A 20,416-nucleotide genomic window follows, 5' to 3' on the forward strand; every position below is an offset into this window, starting at 1 on the left:
GAAACTAAGTTAAGTTAGAAAGGGCGCACGGTGGATGCCTTGGCACTAGGAGCCGATGAAGGACGGGATTAACACCGATATGCTTTGGGGAGCTGTAAGTAAGCTTTGATCCAGAGATTTCCGAATGGGGAAACCCTCTATCCGTAATGGGATAGAATCTTTACCTGAATACATAGGGTACTGAAGGCAGACCCGGGGAACTGAAACATCTAAGTACCCGGAGGAAGAGAAAGCAAACGCGATTCCCTGAGTAGCGGCGAGCGAAACGGGATTAGCCCAAACCAAGAGGCTTGCCTCTTGGGGTTGTAGGACACTCTATATGGAGTTACAAAGGAACGGGGTAGACGAATCGATCTGGAAAGGTCAGTCGTAGAAGGTAAAAACCCTGTAGTCGAAACTTCGTTCCCTCTTGAGTGTATCCTGAGTACGGCGGGACACGAGAAATCCCGTCGGAAGCAGGGAGGACCATCTCCCAAGGCTAAATACTCCCTAGTGACCGATAGTGAACCAGTACCGTGAGGGAAAGGTGAAAAGCACCCCGGAAGGGGAGTGAAATAGATCCTGAAACCGTGTGCCTACAAGTAGTTAGAGCCCATTTATGGGTGATAGCGTGCCTTTTGTAGAATGAACCGGCGAGTTACGATTACATGCGAGGTTAAGTTGATAAGACGGAGCCGCAGCGAAAGCGAGTCTGAATAGGGCGAAATAGTATGTGGTTGTAGACCCGAAACCAGGTGATCTACCCATGTCCAGGGTGAAGTCCAGGTAACACTGGATGGAGGCCCGAACCCACGCACGTTGAAAAGTGCGGGGATGAGGTGTGGGTAGCGGAGAAATTCCAATCGAACTTGGAGATAGCTGGTTCTCTCCGAAATAGCTTTAGGGCTAGCCTCAAGATTTAGAGTATTGGAGGTAGAGCACTGTTTGGACTAGGGGCCCCCATCGGGTTACCGAATTCAGACAAACTCCGAATGCCAAATACTTATTCTTGGGAGTCAGACTACGAGTGATAAGATCCGTGGTCAAGAGGGAAACAGCCCAGACCACCAGCTAAGGTCCCAAAGTATACGTTAAGTGGAAAAGGATGTGGAGTTGCTTAGACAACCAGGATGTTGGCTTAGAAGCAGCCACCATTTAAAGAGTGCGTAATAGCTCACTGGTCGAGTGACTCTGCGCCGAAAATGTACCGGGGCTAAACGTATCACCGAAGCTGTGGATTGACATCTATGATGTCAGTGGTAGGAGAGCGTTCTAAGTGCGTCGAAGCTAGACCGTAAGGACTGGTGGAGCGCTTAGAAGTGAGAATGCCGGTATGAGTAGCGAAAGATGAGTGAGAATCTCATCCACCGAATGCCTAAGGTTTCCTGAGGAAGGCTCGTCCGCTCAGGGTTAGTCGGGACCTAAGCCGAGGCTGAAAAGCGTAGGCGATGGACAACAGGTTGATATTCCTGTACCACCTTTAAATCGTTTGAGCAATGGGGGGACGCAGGAGGATAGGGTAAGCGTGCTGTTGGATTAGCACGTCCAAGCAGTTAGGCCGGTAATGAGGCAAATCCCATTACCATGTCAGCGGAGCTGTGACGGCGAGGGAAATATAGTACCGAAGTTCCTGATTCCACACTGCCAAGAAAATCCTCTAGCGAGATTTATGGTGCCCGTACCGCAAACCGACACAGGTAGGCGAGGAGAGAATCCTAAGGTGAGCGAGAGAACTCTCGTTAAGGAACTCGGCAAAATGACCCCGTAACTTCGGGAGAAGGGGTGCTCTTTTGGGTGTTAAAGCCCGAGAGAGCCGCAGTGAATAGGCCCAGGCGACTGTTTAGCAAAAACACAGGTCTCTGCGAAGCCGCAAGGCGAAGTATAGGGGCTGACACCTGCCCGGTGCTGGAAGGTTAAGAGGAGGGGTTAGCACTTAGTGCGAAGCTCTGAATTGAAGCCCCAGTAAACGGCGGCCGTAACTATAACGGTCCTAAGGTAGCGAAATTCCTTGTCGGGTAAGTTCCGACCCGCACGAAAGGTGTAACGATCTGGGCACTGTCTCAACGAGAGACTCGGTGAAATTATAGTACCTGTGAAGATGCAGGTTACCCGCGACAGGACGGAAAGACCCCGTGGAGCTTTACTGCAGCCTGATATTGAATTTTGGTACAGCTTGTACAGGATAGGTAGGAGCCTTGGAAGCCGGAGCGCTAGCTTCGGTGGAGGCATTGGTGGGATACTACCCTGGCTGTATTGACATTCTAACCCGCACCCCTTATCGGGGTGGGAGACAGTGTCAGGTGGGCAGTTTGACTGGGGCGGTCGCCTCCTAAAAAGTAACGGAGGCGCCCAAAGGTTCCCTCAGAATGGTTGGAAATCATTCGTAGAGTGTAAAGGCACAAGGGAGCTTGACTGCGAGACCTACAAGTCGAGCAGGGACGAAAGTCGGGCTTAGTGATCCGGTGGTTCCGCATGGAAGGGCCATCGCTCAACGGATAAAAGCTACCCCGGGGATAACAGGCTTATCTCCCCCAAGAGTCCACATCGACGGGGAGGTTTGGCACCTCGATGTCGGCTCATCGCATCCTGGGGCTGTAGTCGGTCCCAAGGGTTGGGCTGTTCGCCCATTAAAGCGGTACGCGAGCTGGGTTCAGAACGTCGTGAGACAGTTCGGTCCCTATCCGTCGTGGGCGTAGGAAATTTGAGAGGAGCTGTCCTTAGTACGAGAGGACCGGGATGGACGCACCGCTGGTGTACCAGTTGTCTTGCCAAAGGCATCGCTGGGTAGCTATGTGCGGAAGGGATAAGTGCTGAAAGCATCTAAGCATGAAGCCCCCCTCAAGATGAGATTTCCCATAGCGCAAGCTAGTAAGATCCCTGAAAGATGATCAGGTTGATAGGTCAGAGGTGGAAGCGTGGCGACATGTGGAGCTGACTGATACTAATAGATCGAGGACTTAACTAAAACGAAAAGCGGAAACGCCTGTTTATCGGCGTACAAACTGGATGAGCATCGACTGAGATAAAGGAAACACGATGAGCGCAAGTGAATCGATGTTGACTTATCGTAGGGAGATGATCGGAAGTTTGCTAGGCGATAGGCGTTGGAGCTGGACAATCTTGATTACTCATTTCTTATCTTTTACTTCATAATCTAGTTTTGAGGGAATAACTCTCAAAAATAAAATAGTCTGGTGGCGATAGCGAGAAGGTCACACCCGTTCCCATACCGAACACGGAAGTTAAGCTTCTAAAGCGCCGATGGTAGTTGGGGGTTCTCCCCCTGTGAGAGTAGGACGTCGCCAGGCCATTAAAAAACCTAAAAGCTTTATTGCTTTTAGGTTTTTTTACGTAAATAAAATATTAAATCAGAAAAAGTTGGTTTAGCTAAATAGTGCAGAGTTTTAGATTATATCTTTGTGACTTTGGACAATATATTTAATTTATGGATCATATCCAGCGATTTTTCGATGATATCAACTTCTATTTCGCTAATTTCTCCTATTACTTCACAATTAAAGATCAAATAATTGAAGTAACAATTATATATCCCCTTACTGTAATAAATGTAGAAATAATCCACAATTTTAGCTAACATTATAAAAAATCCGACTTTCTTCTATTATATATGAATTTTTCAGATTTATCTGTCTTTTGGCGAAAAGTATAAAATTGTTTACTTCTTTCTTATTAGGTAATTATAAGTATAATATAGGAATAGTAAATACATATGGGAGTGAGCAAAAACATGCTAGAAAATAGTGTTACGATGATATTGATTATTCTCATAATCAATATTGTCTATGTTTCTTTTTTTACGATACGAATGATTTTAACTTTAAAAGGCCAACGTTATTTAGCTGCATTTATCAGCATGATAGAGGTAGTCATTTATGTTATTGGCTTAGGGTTGGTTTTGGATAATTTGGATCAAATTCAGAACTTAGTTGCCTATGCTATTGGATATGGTATAGGAGTAATTGTTGGAATGAAAATTGAGGAGAAGCTGGCTTTAGGATACATTACAGTAAATGTTATAACAAAGGAATATGACCGAGACCTGCCTAATTCTTTAAGAACAAAAGGATATGGAGTAACTACGTGGGCTGCGCAGGGGCTAGAAGGTGATCGAATGTCCTTGCAAATATTGACTCCTCGAAAATATGAATTAAAATTATATCAGACAATTAAAGAGTTGGACCCTAAAGCATTTATAATTGCATATGAGCCTAAAGCGATTTATGGTGGGTTCTGGGTGAAAAGTGTTAAGAAAGGAAAATTGTTTAATGAGTAAGAAAAAAAGATTTGAAGTGCAAATGAATGAGACGATTAATGACTGTCTAGAAAGAATGAAGAAGGAAGGCTATACACCAATAAAGCGGATGGAAAAGCCAGTTTTCAAGGAAATAAAGGTGAATGGTCAAATGTCTTATGAGCCAGTATCACAGCAAATTATCTTTGAAGCAGTACAATTAGAAGGTTAAATCACGAACATTAATATTATATTTATATTAATCGTTCGACATTTACTGTTGACAATATATAAATATGCTTGTTAAGATGGTATAGTGTTAATTAAACAAGACGGAAACAAAATAAATTAAATAGCCCTCATATAATAATGGGAATATGGCCCATAAGTTTCTACCCGGTAACCGTAAAATACTGGACTATGAGGGAAAGTGAATGAAAAAGAGCTGAAAAAAGTAGAGTTTACTTTATTCAGGTTTATTTAAGCTCTGGACAGATACTTTCTCTCTTTTAGTGTAGAAAAGTGTTCTGGCTAGGGCTTTTTAAATAGAATCAGGAGGGAGAACATGACCGCATCTGTTGGTGTTATCATGGGGAGTAAATCAGATTGGGAAACAATGAAGCATGCTTGTGGAATATTAGATCAACTGGAAGTAGATTACGAGAAAAAAGTGGTCTCTGCTCATCGTACTCCTGACTTAATGTTTGAATATGCCGAAAGCGCGAGAGATAGAGGAATTAAAGTAATTATTGCCGGAGCAGGTGGAGCAGCACATCTTCCAGGGATGATTGCAGCTAAGACAACTTTGCCTGTTATAGGAGTTCCCGTTCAATCAAAAGCCTTAAATGGCCTGGATTCCTTATTGTCAATTGTCCAAATGCCTGGAGGAGTGCCAGTTGCTACTGTAGCAATTGGCAAAGCAGGTGCTACGAATGCAGGACTTCTTGCATCCCAAATACTAGGTGCTACAGACTTAGAGTTAGCAGAAAGACTTTTTTCCATGAGAGAAAGAACGAAAAAAGAAGTAATGGAAAGTAGTGATGAGCTTGTCTAATAGAGTAATACTGCCAGGTCAAACAATTGGTATTATAGGTGGCGGTCAGTTAGGGCGTATGATGGCAATCGCAGCAAAAGCACAAGGGTTTAGAATAGCAGTATTAGATCCAACAGAAGATTCTCCTTGTGGTCAAGTAGCTGATTATAAAATTGTTGATGCCTATGATAGTTTATCAGCGATAAAAAAATTAGCAGAAATAAGTGATGTAATAACTTATGAATTTGAAAATATAGATGCAGCTTGTCTTGATTGGTTAACCAATAATGCTAATGTTCCACAAGGTTCTGCTCTTCTTGAAATTACGCAGGATCGAGTAAAGGAAAAAAAGGCAATTGAGCAAGCCGGAATTAAGATAGCTCCATATGTAGTTGTTGAAAAAACAAGTGATATTTATAGTGGAATAGCACAATTAGGCTATCCAGCTGTTTTAAAAACAGCCCGTGGAGGTTATGATGGAAAAGGCCAATATGTTATTAAAGAAAGCAGTCAAATACCAGAAGCGGAAAAGCTTTTAAACAATGGAGTCTGTGTATTAGAAAAATGGATTCCTTTTAATAAGGAAATATCGGTTATTATCACTAGAAGTGGAAAGGGAGAAGCTACCGTTTTTCCAGTTAGTGAAAATATTCATCTTAATAATATTTTGCATGAATCAATCGTTCCGGCTCGCATTAGTGACTTGGCAAAGGACTTAGCGATAGAAAAGGCAAGCAAGCTTGCTGAGAATCTACATTTAGTAGGAACATTAGCAGTAGAAATGTTCCTGACAGAGGACGAAGAGATTTATATTAATGAGTTGGCTCCTAGACCACATAATTCTGGGCATTATACAATTGAGGCATGCGAGACTTCACAGTTTGAGCAGCATATCCGTGCGGTGTGCAATTGGCCGTTAGCAAGCACTAGACTATTAAGACCTGCTGTCATGGTTAATATTCTCGGTCAACATCAAGGACAGGTGATTGATAAGATTCTTGATTTACAGGATTGGAAAATTCATCTTTATGGAAAACAGGAACCAAAGGAAAATAGGAAGATGGGGCATGCAACCTTGCTTCGTGCATCTGTTGAAATAGCATTAGATGAAATCGAGAATACGAACGTATGGAATGTACAGACAGAAAAAATCGGAGGATAAACAATGATCGATCGTTACACAAGACCAGAAATGGGAAACATTTGGACAGAGGAAAATCGCTTTAAAGCATGGTTAGAGGTAGAAATTTTAGCATGTGAAGCTTGGGTAAAGCTTGGTGAAATTCCAGGAGAAGACGTAAAAAAGATTCGCGAAAATGCTTCATTTGATATCGAGCGTATTAAAGAAATTGAACTAGATACAAGACATGACGTTGTAGCATTTACAAGAGCGGTATCTGAGACACTTGGAGAAGAAAGAAAATGGGTGCATTATGGTTTAACTTCTACAGATGTTGTGGATACAGCACTTTCATACTTAATTAAACAAGCAAATGAGATTTTATTAAAAGATGTAGAAAACTTTATTGAAGTTCTGAAGAATAAAGCACAAGAACATAAATACACCGTTATGATGGGACGTACACATGGAGTTCATGCAGAACCAACTACTTTTGGTTTAAAGCTTGCTCTATGGCATGAAGAAATGAAACGTAACCTTGAAAGATTTAAAGCAGCAGCTGAAGGAATTGAATATGGCAAGATTTCCGGTGCGGTAGGAACTTATGCTAATATTGATCCTTTTGTAGAGCAATATGTATGTAAAGAATTAGGATTACAACCAGCGCCGATTTCTACGCAAACATTGCAGCGCGATCGTCATGCAGATTATATGTCTACTCTAGCTTTAATTGCTACTTCTATTGAAAAATTCGCAGTGGAAATTCGCGGGTTGCAAAAAAGTGAAACAAGAGAAGTAGAAGAATTTTTCGCTAAAGGACAAAAAGGTTCTTCTGCTATGCCGCATAAACGTAACCCAATCGGTTCAGAAAACATGGCAGGTCTTGCGCGTGTTATTCGTGGCTATATGCTAACGGCCTATGAAAATGTTCCTTTATGGCATGAAAGAGATATTTCGCACTCTTCTGCAGAACGCATTATTATCCCAGATGCAACAATTGCATTAAATTACATGTTAAATCGTTTCAGCAATATCGTGAAAAACCTAACTGTATTCCCAGAGAATATGAAGCGTAATATGGATCGTACGCTTGGCTTAATTTACTCACAACGAGTATTACTTGCTCTAATTGATAAGGGGCTTACAAGAGAAGAAGCGTATGACACTGTACAGCCTAGAGCAATGGAATCTTGGGAAAAGCAAGTACCGTTCCGTCAGCTGGTAGATAGCGATGCAGTAATTTCCTCTAAGTTAACAAAAGAAGAAATTGATGATTGCTTTGATTATCACTTCCATATTAAACATGTTGATACGATTTTTGATCGTCTTGGATTATAAAAAAATAAGAGCTGTCACATAAAATGACAGCTCTACTACAAACAGTGAAAACAGAATATACCGAATTTTAAGCAAGATATTGCAAGTGAGAATTTTTCGTTTTATCCCTAATTTTTTTGATAAGGAGACTCTTCAAATGGAAAAGAGAGCTTTATTGTATGAAGGAAAAGCAAAAAGAGTGTATAAAACTTCAGATGAGGATATTGTTTGGCTGGAATATAAGGATTCCGCTACTGCCTTTAATGGTGAGAAGAAAGCGACTATAACAGGCAAAGGTCGATTAAACAATGAGATTACTAGTTTACTATTCTTAAAGTTAAAAGACTTTGGTATTCCATCACATTTTGTAGAAAAATTGTCCGAAACGGAACAGCTTGTAAAGAAAGTGGATATTATCCCATTAGAAGTGGTTGTTCGTAATTTAGCTGCAGGCAGTTTTTCAAAAAGATTAGGAATAGAAGAGGGCAATCCGTTATCAAAGCCATTGGTTGAATTTTATTACAAAGATGATGCACTAGGTGATCCAATGATTACGGAAGACCATATCGAAGAATTAAAGCTTGCATCAACAGAGGAAGTTGAATTTTTAAAGAAAAAGGCACTGGAAGTAAACGAGGTATTAAGCAGATTTTTTGGAGAATTGGGAATTAACTTAGTTGATTTCAAATTAGAATTTGGAAAAGACAAAGAAGGAAATATTCTTCTTGCTGATGAAATTTCGCCAGATACATGCCGACTTTGGGATAAAGAAACAAATGCGAAATTAGATAAAGATGTATTTCGTCGCGATTTAGGCAATCTAACAGATGCTTATGAAAATATTTTAGCGAGACTAGGGGGAAGTCAACATGTTTAAGGTTAAAGTATATATCACATTAAGAGAAAGTGTACTAGATCCACAAGGTAATGCAGTGAAGGGTTCCTTGCATTCATTAAATTATAAAGAAGTAGAAGATGTACGTATCGGGAAGTACTTAGAACTAACAATTGATAAATCAGAAAGAAATATTGATGAGCTAGTGAAGGAAATGTGTGAAAAGCTTCTTGCTAATACGGTTATTGAAGATTACCGCTATGAGGTGGAGGAGGTTGTTGCACAGTGAGGTTTGCAGTAATCGTGTTTCCAGGATCCAATTGTGATGTTGATATGTTTCATGCGGTGAAGGATGAGCTTGGAGAAGAAGTAGAATATGTATGGCATGATACAGATAGTTTAGAAGGCTTTGATGGAATTTTGCTACCTGGAGGATTCTCTTATGGTGACTATCTTCGTACAGGAGCGATTGCAAGATTTAGCAATGTAATGAAAGAAGTAGTAAAAGCAGCAGAAGCAGGAAAGCCAATTCTTGGTATATGTAATGGATTCCAAATACTGTTAGAAGCAGGATTGCTCCCTGGTGCAATGAGAAGAAATGAAAGCTTAAAGTTTATCTGTAAGCCAGTTGAACTGCAGGTAGCAAATAATAATACTATGTTCTCTTCTGCATATAAAGAAAACGAAGTAATCACTGTGCCGATTGCTCACGGAGAAGGAAATTACTACTGTGATGAGGAAACATTAGCAAACTTAAAAGTAAATAATCAAATTGTCTTTACTTATAATGGTACAAATCCAAACGGAAGTTTAGAAAATATTGCTGGAATTACAAATGAAAAAGGAAATGTCCTTGGCATGATGCCTCACCCAGAAAGAGCAGTAGATGAGCTATTAGGTGGAGCAGACGGTCTGAAAATATTTAAATCAATCGTTAGTCAGTGGAGGGAAGCAAATGTCGTTCAGCTTTGAGCCAAGTCCAGAACAAATTAAATCAGAAGAAATTTACAAACAAATGGGTGTAACGGATGAAGAGTTTGCGATGGTAGAAGGAATTCTAGGTCGTCTTCCTAACTATACAGAGATTGGGTTATTTTCTGTTATGTGGTCAGAACATTGTAGTTATAAAAACTCAAAGCCTGTATTAAAGAAATTCCCAATTACAGGACCTCAAGTATTGCAAGGACCTGGTGAGGGTGCAGGGATTGTAGATATCGGCGATGGTCAAGCGGTTGCGTTTAAAATCGAAAGCCATAACCATCCATCAGCAATTGAACCATATCAAGGAGCTGCAACAGGTGTAGGCGGAATTATCCGTGATGTATTCTCCATGGGAGCAAGACCAATTGCGATTCTGAACTCTTTACGATTCGGTGAATTAGATAATGAACGCACGAAATACCTTTTTAAAGAGGTAGTTGCTGGTATTGCTGGCTACGGAAACTGTATTGGGATTCCAACAGTTGGTGGAGAAATTGCTTTTGATGATTCCTATGCAGGAAACCCGCTTGTTAATGCGATGTGTGTTGGCTTAATTAATCATGAGGATATTAAAAAAGGCCAGGCGCACGGTGTTGGCAATACGGTAATGTATGTAGGTGCAAAAACAGGTCGTGACGGAATTCATGGTGCGACATTTGCTTCTGAAGAATTAACAGAGAACTCTGATGAAAAGCGTCCTGCTGTACAAGTAGGAGATCCATTTATGGAAAAGCTTCTTCTTGAAGCGTGTCTTGAACTGATTCAATCAGATGCATTAGTTGGTATTCAAGATATGGGTGCTGCAGGACTGGCAAGCTCTAGTGCAGAAATGGCAAGTAAAGCAGGTTCTGGTATTGAAATGAATTTAGACTTAGTACCACAGCGTGAAACAGGAATGACTGCTTATGAAATGATGCTTTCTGAATCACAAGAACGTATGTTGATTGTTGTGAAAAAAGGAAGAGAACAGGAAATCAAAGATCTTTTCCATAAATATGATTTAGAGGCAGTAGCAATTGGTGTTGTAACAGATGATAAAATGCTTCGTCTTCTTCATAAAGGAGATGTAGTAGCAAATGTTCCTGCAGATGCTCTAGCAGAGGATGCTCCAGTATATCATAAGCCATCTAGCGAACCTGCTTATTATCGTGAGTTCCAAGGAATGGAAAACTATATTCCTACTGTAAATAACTATGGTGAAACACTTCTTAATCTATTAAAACAGCCTACCATTGCAAGTAAAGAGTGGGTTTATGATCAATATGACTATATGGTTCGTACGAATACAGTTGTTGCACCAGGTTCAGATGCAGCAGTAGTACGTATTCGTGGAACGAAAAAAGCATTAGCGATGACAACGGACTGTAATGCACGATACTTGTACTTAGATCCAGAAACAGGCGGTAAGATTGCAGTAGCAGAAGCAGCTCGTAATATCGTATGTTCTGGTGCAGAGCCACTTGCAATTACAGATAACTTAAATTTTGGAAATCCCGAGAAACCAGAGATTTTCTGGCAAATTGAAAAAGCGGCAGACGGGATTAGTGAAGCTTGCTTAGCACTAAATTCACCAGTAATCGGCGGGAATGTCTCTTTGTATAACGAAACAAATGGAACAGCTATTTACCCTACTCCTGTTATTGGGATGGTTGGATTAGTGAAGGATACGAAAGATATTACCACACAAAGCTTTAAAGCAGCTGGGGACTTAATCTATGTGCTTGGAGAAACAAAAGCAGAGTTTGGTGGAAGTGAATTACAAAAAATGCTAGAAGGATCTATTTCTGGAAAAGCACCTTCCTTAGATTTAGAAGTAGAAAAAACGTATCAACAAGCAGTACTAGAAGCAATTCGCGTAGGCGTTGTAGAGTCCGCTCATGATTTAGCTGAAGGTGGTCTGGCAGTTGCAGTTGCAGAAAGCTTAATCAGCTCAAACGGTTTAGGAGCAAAAGTAAATGTTACAGAAGATGCCGTAACAGCACTTTTCAGTGAATCACAATCACGGTTCTTGCTTTCTATTAAACCAGAAAACAAAGAAACTTTTGAAAAATTAGTTCCTGCTACACTAGTAGGAGAAGTTACAGATACAGCCGTTCTTACCATTAGCCAAGGGGAAACTATTCTAGTAAATGAACAGGTTGATTCGTTAACGGATGCCTGGAGAGGGGCAATTCCATGCTTGCTGAAATAAGAGGGTTAAACGAAGAATGTGGCATTTTTGGTGTTTGGGGACATGAAGATGCATCTCAATTAGCATATTATGGACTGCATAGCTTACAGCATCGTGGCCAAGAAGGAACTGGTATCGTTGCAACAGATGGGAAAAAATTAAAGGGAATTAAAGGAGAAGGATTAGTCTCTGAAATTTTCACCCAAGAAGCAATTAAAGATTTGTCAGGAAAAGCTGCCATTGGGCATGTACGTTATGCAACAGCAGGGGGCGGCGGATATGAAAATGTCCAGCCTCTTCTGTTCCACTTCCAAAGCGGAAGTATGGCACTTGCTCACAACGGAAATTTAGTAAATGCTACAGCTTTAAAAAGCCAGCTAGAAGCACAAGGAAGTATTTTTCAAACAAGCTCTGACACAGAGGTTCTTGCTCATTTAATTAGAAGAGGCGGTTTTGCGGCATTTAAGGAAAGAGTGAAAAATGCGCTGACAATGATTAAAGGAGCGTATGCTTTTCTTATTTTAACGGAAACAGAATTAATGGTTGCCCTAGATCCAAATGGAATGCGTCCTCTTTCTTTAGGGAAATTAGGAGATGCGTATGTTGTTGCATCTGAAACATGTGCCTTTGATGTGGTAGGAGCTGAGTTTGTTCGTGATATTTTACCAGGAGAACTTTTAATCATTGATGACAACGGCTTCCGTTCAGAGATGTTCTCTGTCGCTTCTAATATTGCAATGTGCACAATGGAGTATGTTTATTTCTCCCGACCTGATAGTAATATCAATGGAATCAATGTGCATACTGCTCGTAAAAATCTTGGGAAAAGATTAGCAATCGAAGCACCAATTCAAGCAGATGTAGTAACTGGAGTACCTGATTCCAGTATTTCTGCTGCAATCGGATATGCGGAAGCAACTGGTATTCCGTATGAGCTTGGATTAATTAAAAATCGCTATGTTGGCCGAACGTTTATTCAGCCTTCCCAAACTCTTCGTGAGCAAGGCGTTAAGATGAAGCTTTCTGCTGTACGCGGAGTAGTAGAAGGAAAAAGAGTGATTATGGTCGATGATTCTATTGTTCGTGGTACAACGAGTAAACGAATTGTAACAATGCTGAGAGAAGCGGGAGCAACAGAAGTACATGTATTAATTAGTTCACCACCAATTAAAAATCCTTGTTTCTATGGAATTGATACATCAACAAAAGAAGAGTTGATTGCATCGAAATATTCAGTAGAAGAACTTCGTGAATTAATTGGTGCTGACTCTCTTATCTTCCTGAGTACAGAAGGAATGATTGATGCCATTGGCCGAACAGATGATGGGGAAAATAGAGGACATTGCTTAGCTTGCTTTACTGGTAAATACCCAACAGAAATATATCCAAACGCAGATCATCCATACGAGAAAGTGTAAGGATACGGAGTCAGACACTAATGGACTTTAAAAACTTATAATTTCTTAACTGTTAAAATAAAAGAAAAGCGGCATGCATAAATGTCGCTTTTCCACCTGAATCAAACTAGACTTTTCGATATATTAGGAGGCATAAAATGGCTGAAGCTTATAAACAAGCAGGAGTTAATATAGAGGCAGGCTATGAAGCTGTAACAAGAATGAAAAAGCATGTGAAAAAAACAACTCGTCCAGGTGTTATGGGGGGATTAGGCGGCTTTGGCGGCATGTTTGATTTATCTGTTCTAAATTTAAATAACCCTGTTTTGGTATCAGGGACAGATGGAGTCGGAACAAAGCTAATGCTTGCTTTTATGCTGGATAAGCATGACACAATTGGAATTGATGCTGTGGCAATGTGTGTGAACGATATTGTCGTCCAAGGGGCAGAACCTATCTATTTCCTTGACTATATTGCTTGTGGAAAAGCAGAGCCTAGTAAAATCGAGGCGATTGTCAAAGGAATTGCAGATGGGTGTGAACAAGCTGGTTGTGCTTTAGTTGGCGGTGAAACAGCTGAGATGCCAGGAATGTATGACGAGGAAGAATATGATTTAGCAGGATTTGCTGTGGGAGCTTGTGAAAAAGAAAAGCTTGTAACTGGTGAAAAAATCCAAGCTGGAGATGTATTAATTGGCCTAGCTTCTAATGGAATTCATAGCAATGGCTACTCCCTTGTACGAAAATTATTTTTCGAAAAAGCTACTATGTCTCTCTCTGATTATATCGAGGAATTTGGTTGTACATTAGGAGAAGAATTGATTAAACCAACGAGAATTTATGTGAAACCAGTTCTTTCTGCTTTAAAGGAATTTGAGATTAAAGGTCTTGCTCATATTACAGGAGGCGGATTTATCGAAAATATTCCAAGAATGCTTCCAGAAGGATTCGGAATGGAATTGAATGAATCAAATTGGGAAGTACCTGCTGTTTTTCAAAAAATGGAGCAAATCGGCGAAATAGATCGTAAAGAAATGTATAATATTTTTAATATGGGAACTGGAATGGTTCTTGCTGTCAGCAAAGAAGATGAGGAACAAGTAATGGATCACTTTACTCGTATTGGGGAAAAGGCGTATACAATTGGGAAAGTAACAGATGACGGGGAAATAAATATCATCCTCAAATAGTGTTGGAGGAATGTATATGAAGCGGATTGCTGTTTTTGCTTCTGGTAATGGTTCAAACTTTCAGGCAATAGTGACTGCGGTAAAACGTGAGGAGTTAAATGCGTCTATTACCCTATTAGTCTCTGATAAACCGGGAGCTTATGTTATTGATAGAGCAATGAAAGAAGAAATTCCCACCTTTGTTTTTGCAGCGAAGAATTATCAGAAAAAGGCAGAATATGAACGAGAGATTTTAAAGCATTTAAAAGCAAATGAAATTGACTTAATTGTTCTGGCAGGATATATGAGATTAATAGGCGATACACTTTTACAAGCTTTTGCTGGAAAAATTATTAATATTCATCCGTCTCTATTGCCAGCTTTTCCAGGCAAGGACGCAATTGGCCAAGCATTAGAGGCTGAAGTTTCGCAAACAGGGATTACGATTCATTACGTTGACGCAGGAATGGATACAGGTCCCATTATTGCCCAAGAGGCCATTACTTTGTCAGAAAAAGAAACAAGGGAAAGTATTCAGGAAAAAATCCAAGCGTTGGAGCACCAACTTTATCCAAAGGTGATTCAACACTTGCTTCATAAAACAGAAGTATTCCATCAATAGATACGCAAAAAAAGGAAAGACCATCATACTTAAGATATCAACAGGCATGAAATATCAGGGGGAATAATGATGAAAAAAAGAGCGTTAATTAGTGTTTCTGATAAAACAGGTATTACAGATTTTGCAAAAGAGCTTCATGAATTAGGATTTGAGTTAATTTCTACAGGCGGAACAAAAAAAGCGATTCAAGATAGTGGGATTCCTGTCATGAGTGTTAGCGAAGTCACTGGATTTCCTGAAATTCTAGAAGGAAGAGTGAAAACTTTAAATCCGTATATTCATGGTGGATTGCTTGCTAAATTTGATGAGCCGAGCCATATTGCACAATTAGAAGAACACAAAATTGACCCAATTCAAATCGTTTGTGTTAATTTATATCCTTTCCAACAAACGATTGCTAAGGCAGATGTAACGGTGGAAGACGCGATTGAAAATATAGATATCGGTGGACCAACCATGCTTCGTGCTTCAGCAAAGAATCACCAGTATGTAACGGTAGTGGTAGATCCTGTTGATTATCCAACCGTTATTGCAGAATTAAAGCAAGAAGAGAAAGTATCGTTTGAAACAAGACGTAGACTTGCAGCAAAGGTATTCCGTCATACAGCTGCTTATGATGCCATGATTGCAGAATATATGACAGAGCTTACGCAAGAGGAAACACCAGAAAAATTAACGGTTACGTATGAATTGAAGCAATCCTTGCGCTATGGAGAGAATCCTCATCAAAAGGCTGCGTTTTACCGCAAACCACTTGGATCTGATTTCTCGATTGCTAACGCAACCCAATTACACGGAAAAGAACTTTCTTACAACAATATCAATGATGCAGATGCAGCGATTCAAATCGTAAAAGAATTTACAGAGCCTGCTGCTGTTGCGATTAAGCATAGTAATCCATGTGGTGTTGGAACAGGGGAAGATATTTTCACTGCTTTTTCGAAAGCTTTTGAAGCAGATCCAGTTTCTATTTTCGGGGGCATTATTGCATTAAATAGAGAAGTAGATGCAGAGACAGCTAAAAAACTACATGAAATTTTCTTAGAAATTGTTATCGCCCCTTCTTATTCCCAAGAGGCATTAGACATTCTACAAGCAAAGAAGAATATCCGTTTATTAACAATTCCTTTTGGAACAGAAAGCAGTAAAGAAATGAAATTCACTTCTATTGAAGGTGGATTATTAACACAAGATTTCGATCGCTATTCTTTAGATGATGCAACAATTACAATTCCTACAGAGAAAAAGCCTACAGATGAAGAGTGGGAAGCTCTTAAATTTGGTTGGAAAATCGTCAAGCATGTTAAATCAAATGCAATCGTAGTGAATAATAAAGAAATGACACTAGGCGTTGGTGCAGGACAAATGAATCGCGTTGGATCTGCAAAAATTGCGTTAGAGCAGGCTGGTGAAAAAGCAGTTGGTGCAGTGTTAGCGTCTGATGCATTTTTCCCAATGGATGATACGGTTGAAGCGGCTGCTAAAGCAGGAGTTACGGCAATTATTCAAACAGGTGGAAGTATTCGTGATGAAGATTCCATCAAAAAAGCAAATGAATATGGTATTGCAATGGTATTAACAGGAGTAAGGCATTTCAAACATTAATATCTTTAAGCTTGGGGGATATAGAGAATGAAAGTACTTGTTATTGGCCGCGGTGGTCGGGAACATGCTATTTGTACAAAAGTAAGAGAAAGTGAAAAAGTAGACACTGTTTTTGTGGCACCAGGAAATGTTGGAATGACCGATGTGGCAGAGCGCATTGCAATAGAGGAAACAGAGGTAGCAAAACTGGTCGATTTTGCCCTAACGCAAAAAATTGATTTAACCATTGTAGGTCCAGAAGTACCGTTACTTCTTGGTGTGGTTGATGAATTTCAAGCTGCTGGCTTAAAAGTATTTGGTCCAAATCAACGTGCTGCTGTAATAGAAGGAAGTAAATCATTCGCTAAAGACTTAATGAAGAAATATCAAATTCCAACTGGGGAATACCAAACTTTTTCTGATTATGAGGCCGCGAAAGCGTATATTGTGGAAAAAGGGGCTCCAATTGTTATTAAAGCAGACGGATTAGCAGCTGGAAAAGGCGTAACCGTTGCTATGAACATGGAAGATGCACTAGAGAGCATCAAGGAAATGCTTGTTGGCGAAAAATTCGGAAGTGCGTCTGCAACAGTCGTTATTGAGGAATTTTTAGCTGGAGAAGAATTTTCTTTAATGTCCTTTGTGGATGGAGAAACGGTAATCCCTTTGGACATTGCCCAAGATCATAAACGTGCCTTTGATGGAGATAAAGGGCCAAATACAGGGGGAATGGGAGCTTATTCTCCTGTTCCACACATTGATCCAGCAATCGTGCAAACTGCAATTGAAACAATAGTCAAACCAACTGCAAAAGCAATGATAGCAGAAGGCAGAACATTTACAGGCATTTTATACGCTGGCTTAATCGCTACAGATAAAGGTCCGAAAGTGATCGAATTTAATGCAAGATTAGGTGACCCAGAAACACAAGTTATCTTACCGCGCATGAAGTCCGATTTAGTGGAAGTTATTTTATCAGTATTAAATGGAGAGGCTCCATCGATTGAATGGTATGAAGAGGATATGCTAGGAGTAGTTATTGCGTCAAAAGGCTATCCAGAAGCCTATGAAAAAGGTGCAGTTATTCAAGGATTAGATAAAATGAAAGATGTCTCAATTTTTCATGCAGGAACAGACCTAAATGAAGATGGTGCATTTACAACCGATGGCGGTCGAGTTTTATTAATTGCTGCCAAGAGCCGTACTTTAAAAGATGCACAGGATAAAGTATATAAAGAACTAGAGAAATTAGAGAGCGATGGCGTTTTTTATCGAAAAGACATTGGCTTTAAAGCTATAAAATAAGAAGAAATTCCTGTATGTAGCATTGATTTTGTCGATGATTGCATATGGGATTTTTTTTGTTAAGGAATTAGAGGAAGGTTGTCAGTGCCTGAAAGCAAGAAAAAGGAGGTCGGAAGGGAAATAGAGGAGTCGTCTCTGTACCCGAAAGGAAGAAAAAGGAGGTCGGAAGGAAATAGAGGAAGCGTCTCTGAGCCCGAAAGGAAGAAAAAGCAGGTCGGAAGGTAATAGAGGAAGCGTCTCTGAGCCCGAAAGGAAGAAAAAACAGGTCGGAAGGTAATAGAGGAGTCTCTAAGCCCGAAAACAAGAAAAAACAGGTCGGAAGGAAATAGAGGAGGCGTCTCTAAGCCCGAAAACAAGAAAAAGCAGTCACCAAGGTAACAGAGGAGGCGTCTCTAAGCCCGAAAGCAAGAAAAAGCAGTCACCAAGGTAACAGAGGAAGCGTCTCTAAGCCCGAAAACAAGAAAAAACAGTCACCAAGGTAACAGAGAAAGCGTCTCTGAGCCCGAAAACAAGAAAAAGCAGTCACCAAGGTAACAGAGGAAGCGTCTCTAAGCCCGAAAACAAGAAAAAGAAAGCACCAAGGTAACAGAGGAGGCGTCTCTGAGCCCGAAAACAAGAAAAAGAAAGCACCAAGGTAACAGAGGAGGCGTCTCTGAGCCCGAAAGGAAGAAAAAGCAGTCACCAAGGTAACAGAGGAGGCGTCTCTGAGCCCGAAAGGAAGAAAAAACAGTCACCAAGGTAACAGAGAAAGCGTCTCTGAGCCCGAAAACAAGAAAAAGAAAGCACCAAGGTAACAGAGAAAGCGTCTCTAAGCCCGAAAACAAGAAAAAGCAGTCACCAAGGTAACAGAGGAGGCGTCTCTGAGCTCGAAAGGAAGAAAAAGCAGTCACCAAGGTAACAGAGGAGGCGTCTCTGAGCCCGAGAGCAAGAAATCCAAAGCATCAAGGTAACAGAGAAAGCGTCTCTAAGCCCGAAAACAAGAAAAAGCAGTCACCAAGGTAACAGAGGAAGCGTCTCTGAGCCCGAAAACAAGAAAAAGAAAGCACCAAGGTAACAGAGGAGGCGTCTCTGAGCCCGAGAGCAAGAAATCCAAAGCATCAAGGTAACAGAGAAAGCCGCCTCAGTGCCCGACATTATAAAAACTCAAAGCAATAGGTAACAGAAGGACTTTCCCCATTAAAATTAAGCTAATTCAATTCCACCTGTAATACCATATATTTGAGCAGTAACATAGCTGGACTCATCGGATGCTAGAAATACATAAGTACTTGATAATTCAACTGGCTGACCAGCTCGTTTTAAAGGTGCTTGTTGACCGAATGTTGGAATGGCCTCACTTGGCTGACCACCTGTGATTTGTAAGGCTGTCCAAATTGGGCCTGGAGCAACGGAGTTTACTCGGATTCCTTTGGAAGCTAATTGTTTGGCAAGGCCTCGAGTAAAGCCGTTAATAGCGAATTTGGATGGGGCATAATCTAATAAGTTAGGACTTGGGTTATAGCCTTGAACAGAGGTGGTTGTAATAATAGAAGCACCTTTTGGCAAATATGGCAGTGCCGCTTTCACTACCCAATATAAAGAGAATACATTTACTTCGAAGGTTTTTCGAAGCTGCTCTGTTGATAAATCCAGAATATCATCAACAGCCTGTTGTTTTCCGGCTACTAAAGCTAATACGTCTAATCCACCTAATTCCTGATAAGCTTTATCCACTAATTTTTTACAAAAAATTTCATCACTTAAATCTCCAGGAATTAGCACTGCTTTTTGGCCCTCTGCTTCAATTAATTTCTTTACCTCGTTAGCATCTTCTTGTTCTGCAGGTAAGTAATTAATCGCTACATCAGCACCTTCACGGGCATAAGCAATGGCGGCTGCACGACCAATTCCAGAATCGCCACCAGTTACTAATGCTTTTCGGCTTTTTAATCTTCCAGATCCCTCATAGCTTGTTTCCCCACAGTCAGGCTGTGGATTCATTTTAGCTTGTACACCAGGAGGCTCCTGATATTGTTTTGGAAATTCATCATTATAATATAGATTCAATGGATTTTTCGGATTTGCCATTTTTATCAGCTCCTTCGTTCTTTTATGTTAATGCATTTACCACCTCAAAGTATTTCTAAACATAGACTTCAATCGAAGCTAAAGGCCATCCGATATATTGGATAGCCCATAGTAATGTTTATTTTTTCATATCGTCTGGAGAAAATATTTTCTCTGGACTAAATTGTTCCATCATTTCTGCTACTCCATTAGAGGATGAAGAATCTTTTGCCTCAGCATCCTGAGAGGATGAGGATTGCGTGTGAGAACTTTGATTTTGCGCGTGGTTGTGCTGGAATTTTGGCATCATTTCATCCTTTTTTCCATAAAGCGCAACTATTGGACAATAACGGACGATTCCTTCTGCTATTTTCATCCCAGCAAGCAATGAAATTAGAAAATAAGATTGTCGATAAGGCTTCTTTGCCATTTTTGCCGTGCTCCATGCAAGGAATGCACAACCACAGGTAATACGAATAAGCGCATTAATTAAACTTATATTTTGTTTTGGATTCATAAGTTTCGTTCCTCCTACATAAATTTAACAAAACGGTAATATGAATTGATATTTTATATGGTAAAATGATGTTAATCTCAGGAAATTAC

General features: G+C 40.3%; 17 protein-coding genes, 2 rRNA genes and 1 riboswitch. Of the genes, 17 read left to right on the top strand and 2 right to left on the bottom strand.

Annotation, left to right across the window (positions count from 1 at the left end):
- Positions 1 to 7 precede the first annotated feature (7 nt).
- The 17 genes from AB3U99_RS02820 (at position 8) to AB3U99_RS02900 (ending at position 17,989) form a co-directional block, all read left to right on the top strand.
- Positions 8 to 2,944, top strand: a 23S ribosomal RNA gene (locus AB3U99_RS02820).
- Positions 2,945 to 3,169: 225 nt separating this feature from the next.
- A 5S ribosomal RNA gene (gene rrf / locus AB3U99_RS02825) occupies positions 3,170 to 3,287 on the top strand.
- A gap of 440 nt (positions 3,288 to 3,727) precedes the next feature.
- The gene (locus tag AB3U99_RS02830) at positions 3,728 to 4,273 is read left to right on the top strand and encodes a DUF2179 domain-containing protein (protein WP_031539708.1); all 546 of its coding nucleotides are present in this window, start codon (positions 3,728 to 3,730) and stop codon (positions 4,271 to 4,273) included.
- A complete protein-coding gene (locus AB3U99_RS02835; RefSeq protein WP_031539707.1) occupies positions 4,266 to 4,463 on the top strand; it encodes an NETI motif-containing protein in 198 nt (65 codons plus the stop codon). Before AB3U99_RS02830 ends, AB3U99_RS02835 begins: the two co-directional genes overlap by 8 nt.
- A gap of 107 nt (positions 4,464 to 4,570) precedes the next feature.
- A riboswitch (purine riboswitch) is annotated at positions 4,571 to 4,672 on the top strand.
- A gap of 124 nt (positions 4,673 to 4,796) precedes the next feature.
- On the top strand, positions 4,797 to 5,285 hold the full coding sequence (purE, locus tag AB3U99_RS02840) for a 5-(carboxyamino)imidazole ribonucleotide mutase (RefSeq protein ID WP_031539706.1): 489 nt from the start codon (positions 4,797 to 4,799) through the stop codon (positions 5,283 to 5,285).
- A complete protein-coding gene (gene purK / locus AB3U99_RS02845) occupies positions 5,272 to 6,426 on the top strand; it encodes a 5-(carboxyamino)imidazole ribonucleotide synthase (protein ID WP_400245264.1) in 1,155 nt (384 codons plus the stop codon). Before purE ends, purK begins: the two co-directional genes overlap by 14 nt.
- A gap of 3 nt (positions 6,427 to 6,429) precedes the next feature.
- The gene (gene purB, locus AB3U99_RS02850; protein ID WP_031539701.1) at positions 6,430 to 7,722 is read left to right on the top strand and encodes an adenylosuccinate lyase; all 1,293 of its coding nucleotides are present in this window, start codon (positions 6,430 to 6,432) and stop codon (positions 7,720 to 7,722) included.
- Between the two features lie 136 nt (positions 7,723 to 7,858).
- Entirely contained in the window at positions 7,859 to 8,578 is a 720-nt protein-coding gene (purC, locus tag AB3U99_RS02855; RefSeq protein WP_400245265.1) for a phosphoribosylaminoimidazolesuccinocarboxamide synthase, read from the top strand.
- A complete protein-coding gene (purS, locus tag AB3U99_RS02860; RefSeq protein WP_016205034.1) occupies positions 8,571 to 8,825 on the top strand; it encodes a phosphoribosylformylglycinamidine synthase subunit PurS in 255 nt (84 codons plus the stop codon). The genes purC and purS overlap by 8 nt, the downstream gene beginning before the upstream one ends.
- Complete coding sequence (gene purQ / locus AB3U99_RS02865) at positions 8,822 to 9,508, top strand: phosphoribosylformylglycinamidine synthase subunit PurQ (protein WP_400245266.1); 687 nt, start codon at positions 8,822 to 8,824, stop codon at positions 9,506 to 9,508. Before purS ends, purQ begins: the two co-directional genes overlap by 4 nt.
- Positions 9,492 to 11,708 (top strand): phosphoribosylformylglycinamidine synthase subunit PurL, encoded by a 2,217-nt coding sequence (gene purL / locus AB3U99_RS02870; protein ID WP_031539695.1) that lies wholly within the window; start codon positions 9,492 to 9,494, stop codon positions 11,706 to 11,708. The genes purQ and purL overlap by 17 nt, the downstream gene beginning before the upstream one ends.
- Positions 11,693 to 13,105: an amidophosphoribosyltransferase gene (gene purF / locus AB3U99_RS02875; protein WP_400245267.1), complete on the top strand. Its 1,413-nt coding sequence runs from the start codon at positions 11,693 to 11,695 to the stop codon at positions 13,103 to 13,105. Before purL ends, purF begins: the two co-directional genes overlap by 16 nt.
- Positions 13,106 to 13,242: 137 nt before the next feature.
- Positions 13,243 to 14,274 (top strand): phosphoribosylformylglycinamidine cyclo-ligase, encoded by a 1,032-nt coding sequence (gene purM, locus AB3U99_RS02880; RefSeq protein ID WP_400245269.1) that lies wholly within the window; start codon positions 13,243 to 13,245, stop codon positions 14,272 to 14,274.
- Positions 14,275 to 14,290: 16 nt separating this feature from the next.
- Positions 14,291 to 14,875, top strand: a complete 585-nt coding sequence (purN, locus tag AB3U99_RS02885; protein WP_400245270.1) for a phosphoribosylglycinamide formyltransferase — start codon at positions 14,291 to 14,293, stop codon at positions 14,873 to 14,875.
- Between the two features lie 69 nt (positions 14,876 to 14,944).
- Positions 14,945 to 16,480: a bifunctional phosphoribosylaminoimidazolecarboxamide formyltransferase/IMP cyclohydrolase gene (gene purH / locus AB3U99_RS02890; RefSeq protein WP_400247936.1), complete on the top strand. Its 1,536-nt coding sequence runs from the start codon at positions 14,945 to 14,947 to the stop codon at positions 16,478 to 16,480.
- A gap of 27 nt (positions 16,481 to 16,507) precedes the next feature.
- A complete protein-coding gene (gene purD, locus AB3U99_RS02895) occupies positions 16,508 to 17,764 on the top strand; it encodes a phosphoribosylamine--glycine ligase (protein ID WP_400245271.1) in 1,257 nt (418 codons plus the stop codon).
- An 84-nt stretch (positions 17,765 to 17,848) separates the two neighbouring features.
- The gene (locus AB3U99_RS02900; protein WP_400245273.1) at positions 17,849 to 17,989 is read left to right on the top strand and encodes a hypothetical protein; all 141 of its coding nucleotides are present in this window, start codon (positions 17,849 to 17,851) and stop codon (positions 17,987 to 17,989) included.
- Between the two features lie 957 nt (positions 17,990 to 18,946).
- Here the strand turns inward: AB3U99_RS02900 and AB3U99_RS02905 are convergent.
- Positions 18,947 to 19,831 carry an SDR family oxidoreductase gene (locus tag AB3U99_RS02905; RefSeq protein ID WP_400245275.1) on the bottom strand — a complete coding sequence of 295 codons (885 nt, stop codon included), beginning with the start codon at positions 19,829 to 19,831 and terminating at the stop codon, positions 18,947 to 18,949.
- 118 nt (positions 19,832 to 19,949) lie between these two features.
- Positions 19,950 to 20,327 carry a YgaP-like transmembrane domain gene (locus AB3U99_RS02910; protein ID WP_400245277.1) on the bottom strand — a complete coding sequence of 126 codons (378 nt, stop codon included), beginning with the start codon at positions 20,325 to 20,327 and terminating at the stop codon, positions 19,950 to 19,952.
- Positions 20,328 to 20,416 lie beyond the last annotated feature (89 nt).

Origin of the sequence: Niallia tiangongensis (genome assembly GCF_044704065.1) — a bacterium.
Lineage (GTDB): Bacteria > Bacillota > Bacilli > Bacillales > Cytobacillaceae > Niallia > Niallia tiangongensis.

Excerpts from the sequence above, each read along its gene's own strand:
- purL (WP_031539695.1), top strand. The coding sequence starts at position 9,492 with ATGTCGTTCAGCTTTGAGCCAAGTCCAGAACAAATTAAATCAGAAGAA.
- purB (WP_031539701.1), top strand. The coding sequence starts at position 6,430 with ATGATCGATCGTTACACAAGACCAGAAATGGGAAACATTTGGACAGAG.
- purH (WP_400247936.1), top strand. The coding sequence starts at position 14,945 with ATGAAAAAAAGAGCGTTAATTAGTGTTTCTGATAAAACAGGTATTACA.
- purM (WP_400245269.1), top strand. The coding sequence starts at position 13,243 with ATGGCTGAAGCTTATAAACAAGCAGGAGTTAATATAGAGGCAGGCTAT.
- AB3U99_RS02830 (WP_031539708.1), top strand. The coding sequence starts at position 3,728 with ATGCTAGAAAATAGTGTTACGATGATATTGATTATTCTCATAATCAAT.
- purN (WP_400245270.1), top strand. The coding sequence starts at position 14,291 with ATGAAGCGGATTGCTGTTTTTGCTTCTGGTAATGGTTCAAACTTTCAG.
- purS (WP_016205034.1), top strand. The coding sequence starts at position 8,571 with ATGTTTAAGGTTAAAGTATATATCACATTAAGAGAAAGTGTACTAGAT.
- purK (WP_400245264.1), top strand. The coding sequence starts at position 5,272 with ATGAGCTTGTCTAATAGAGTAATACTGCCAGGTCAAACAATTGGTATT.
- purD (WP_400245271.1), top strand. The coding sequence starts at position 16,508 with ATGAAAGTACTTGTTATTGGCCGCGGTGGTCGGGAACATGCTATTTGT.
- purF (WP_400245267.1), top strand. The coding sequence starts at position 11,693 with ATGCTTGCTGAAATAAGAGGGTTAAACGAAGAATGTGGCATTTTTGGT.
- purC (WP_400245265.1), top strand. The coding sequence starts at position 7,859 with ATGGAAAAGAGAGCTTTATTGTATGAAGGAAAAGCAAAAAGAGTGTAT.
- AB3U99_RS02835 (WP_031539707.1), top strand. The coding sequence starts at position 4,266 with ATGAGTAAGAAAAAAAGATTTGAAGTGCAAATGAATGAGACGATTAAT.
- AB3U99_RS02910 (WP_400245277.1), bottom strand. The coding sequence starts at position 20,327 with ATGAATCCAAAACAAAATATAAGTTTAATTAATGCGCTTATTCGTATT.
- purE (WP_031539706.1), top strand. The coding sequence starts at position 4,797 with ATGACCGCATCTGTTGGTGTTATCATGGGGAGTAAATCAGATTGGGAA.
- AB3U99_RS02905 (WP_400245275.1), bottom strand. The coding sequence starts at position 19,831 with ATGGCAAATCCGAAAAATCCATTGAATCTATATTATAATGATGAATTT.